This is a genomic window from Anaerolineae bacterium (assembly GCA_011176535.1).
In the GTDB taxonomy this organism is placed as follows: Bacteria; Chloroflexota; Anaerolineae; order Anaerolineales; family DRMV01; genus DUEP01.
This window is the reverse complement of sequence record DUEP01000102.1, coordinates 1-2,896: the sequence shown is the minus strand read 5'-3', so window position 1 is coordinate 2,896 and position 2,896 is coordinate 1. Positions and strand designations below refer to the sequence as shown.

3 protein-coding genes are annotated in these 2,896 nt (G+C 67.3%); 1 reads left to right on the top strand and 2 read right to left on the bottom strand.

Features of this window, described 5'->3' with window-relative positions; genetic code table 11:
• A partial coding sequence (locus G4O04_09090) for a hypothetical protein (GenBank protein ID HEY58668.1) occupies window positions 1-186 on the top strand: 186 nt, incomplete at its 5' end.
• Between the two features lie 280 nt (window positions 187-466).
• On the opposite strand, the gene G4O04_09085 is transcribed toward G4O04_09090, so the two are convergent.
• Entirely contained in the window at window positions 467-1,981 is a 1,515-nt protein-coding gene (locus tag G4O04_09085; GenBank protein ID HEY58667.1) for a hypothetical protein, read from the bottom strand.
• Window positions 1,978-2,896 (bottom strand): thioredoxin domain-containing protein (locus G4O04_09080; GenBank protein ID HEY58666.1); only part of this gene is annotated, 919 nt, incomplete at its 5' end. The genes G4O04_09085 and G4O04_09080, both read right to left, overlap by 4 nt.

The following is a 2,896-nucleotide window of genomic DNA, read 5'->3' as shown; positions in this document are numbered from 1 at the left end:
GCCTGCGCCGCCGGGCTGGACGAAGAAGCCCAGCGGCGCTGGGCCTGGCTGGCCGCCCTCAGCCGGAGCGAGACGCTCCATCTGCCGCCCTTACCACCCCACCTGGCCGACCTGGGCGAGGCCTTGTGGCGCGCCTGGCGGGCATCTGAGACCGCCAAGGAGGGAGACGCCAAGGGTGCCAAGTAGGGGACGCCAAAGCGCCGAGGGAGTGTCACTAAGGGCGCCAAGAGAGGACGCCAAGGAAGGACTGGCGCAAAGGGAAGCGGAGCTACAGAGGGTAGGATAACGCCGGGGGCTAAGGCGGAAGGCGCGATAGCACTTGGGCGGCTCAGTGCAGGCACGGGAGTCGAACCCTCGCCCAACATCCGTGCTCATCCGCGCCTTTTCGCGTCATCCGCGAGCTGTTTCCCCCTTCTGCCCGAACGAACTACGACCCACGACTTAACGACTTACGCCTCACGCCCCTCTACCTCGTGTTGAAGTAATTGTACACCGCTCGGCCTAAGTCGGCGAACATGGCGGCTGAGGGCTCCCAGATGAGCGGGTTGTTGTCTTGGATGAATATGACCAGCGCATAGTTGCCGCCGGGGGTGTAGATGATGCCCGCGTCGCCGATGGTGTGCATGTAGCCGTCCGGGCCGGTGACCCAGCCGTGCTTGTGGGCCACGCGGGTGCCTTCGGGCACGCCTTCCTCCAACAGGCGGGCGATGCGGTTGCGGGAGAGTAGGTCGAGCATGGTGCGGCACTCGCGGGCGGTGATCTGGCCGGGCCACACAGCGGCGAAGGTGCCGCCGCCGTCGGCCGCGCACTGGTAGATGTCTGTCAGCAACATCCCCAACTCGCTGACCGCCGTCTGATTGTACGGGTCCAGGTCGGTGTTCACATCGGTGCGCTGATTGGCCGGGGTTTTGACCACCGCCAGCAGCGGCGCGCCGGGGTAAAAGTATCCCGCCAGAAAGGTGTTCTTCAGCCCCAGGGCCCGCATGTCTTTGGTCACTTCCAGCGGCCCACGGACCTTATCGACCACATTCTCCATCAGCCAGTCGGCTGGGTCGTTGCCCGAGAGGGTGATCATTTGCTCCATCCAGCGGCGGATTTCGTTCTCTTCGGGCAGGTTGTCGTAATCCACCCGGCGCATGACCGAAATCATGATAGGGATCTTGATGGTGCTGGCCGCGGTGAAGGCCGCCTCCGGGGGGATGGGCAGGTCCTGGCCGCCCTTGGCGACGAAGTGGAGTTCCTGGCCGGTCTGCAGGTCCAGCAGGTACACCCCCAGGATCCCGTGGAAGTCGTGCAAAATGGCCGTTTGTTTGAGCAACACCTTGAGGGTGTACAGCCCCGGATGGGCGGGTTGGGTGCGTTTGATGGGCAGGATGACCCGCCGGTTTTCGGGCTGCTCCATGGCCTTTTCGATGAGCGGGATGGCGGCGTCGATATCCAGGGTGGAACCGGGTTCGCCTGGGCTGAAGCGCACCGTGCCCACGATGGGTTGGGGCGGGGTGGGCGGCTGATCGTAGCGGGCCGCCACCTCGTGTTGTAGGTAGGTGCGGAGCCGGGTCTCGGAATAGGTGTAGAGGAGGGGAACATCCACAGGTTGGGTGTGCTGTCCCCACAGGAAGTTCCAGAACCCCTGCCAGAAAGGCGTGGCCGTACGGGCCTGGTCCGCCACGGCCAACATCCCCTCGATATCCAGTTCGAACCCGGCCACGGCGGGCGAAAGGAGGATGACCTGCTCGCCGTAATGGAGTTCTACGGGGCGGTTGAAGGTCTCCAGCAGGCGCTGAGCGGCCTGTTCGCGGTCCAGCCCGCCGACGGGCACCCCGGCGATGGTGGTGCCGGTGGGGTAGAGGCTGCGGTAACGGCTGTAGCGCACCAGTTCCACCACCAGCAGCCCGATGGCTACGAGCAGGAACAAGGTGCTCAGCAGCCGCAACAGGGAAAGCTGCGCGCGGCTCAGGGTGGGGCGATAGGTGAGGCTCATAGTGCGTCCTCGTCCTCCATGGTTTCGGATTGCGCCGCGGCCAGTTGGTCGCGGAGGGCTGCGGGCGTGGTCACCGGCAGGCGGCAGGCGAAGTGCTGGCACACATAGGCCGTGGGGCGCCCTTCTTTCAGTCGTCGGTCGTGGAAGAGGGCCGGGGCGCCTGGCGGGAGGGGTAACGGGGCCACGCTCCACACGGCGCGGGGCAGATAGGCGCGGCGCAGCACGGCCAGCAGGGCCTGCGTCTCCGGCGCGGCGGGGTCGCCCAGGATGGCGATTTCTTGCTGGGGCCCTAAGGCGAAGTCCAGGGCCACCAGCCACTGGCCGAACCCGGTGGGATAGCGGGCCATGGCGGCTTGCAACGGCTTGAGCAGGGCCTCGGCCCGCTGGCGCAGGTCGCCTCGGCCGGTGAAGGCGGCCAGGCGCAGGTAGAAGGTGGCCGTCAGGCTGTTGCCGGAGGGCATGGCGCTGTCTTGGGGGGCTTTGAGTCGGGCGAGAGGCGTGTCGTGTTCGGCGGCGGTGTCGAAGTAGCCTGGTTCGTCCGGGTCGGCGAAGCGTTGCTGGATGGCCTCGGCCAGGGCCTCGGCCCAGGTGAACCACTCGACCTCGCCGGTGGCCTGATAGAGGGCCAGCAGCGCCAGGCCCAGGGCGGCGTAGTCGGCCAGGTAACCGGGCCCTTTGGCTTGCCCCTGCTGCCAGATGTGGTGTAGGGTGGCGCCGTCCCAGAGGTGGTCGCGGAGGAAGCGGGCGTTGCGCCGGGCGGCTGCGAGATAGTCGGGGCGGGCGAGGTGGAAGCCGGCCTCGGCCAGGGCGTGCAGGGCGAGGGCGTTCCAGGCGGTGAGGGCCTGGGAGGTGGTTTCGGGCCGGGGGCGGGAGGCGCGGGCTTCGCGTAGCCGTGCCTTAGCCGTCGCCAGCGCG

Coding starts and splice junctions, on each gene's coding strand:
- G4O04_09085 (HEY58667.1), bottom strand. CDS start 1,981: ATGAGCCTCACCTATCGCCCCACCCTGAGCCGCGCGCAGCTTTCCCTG.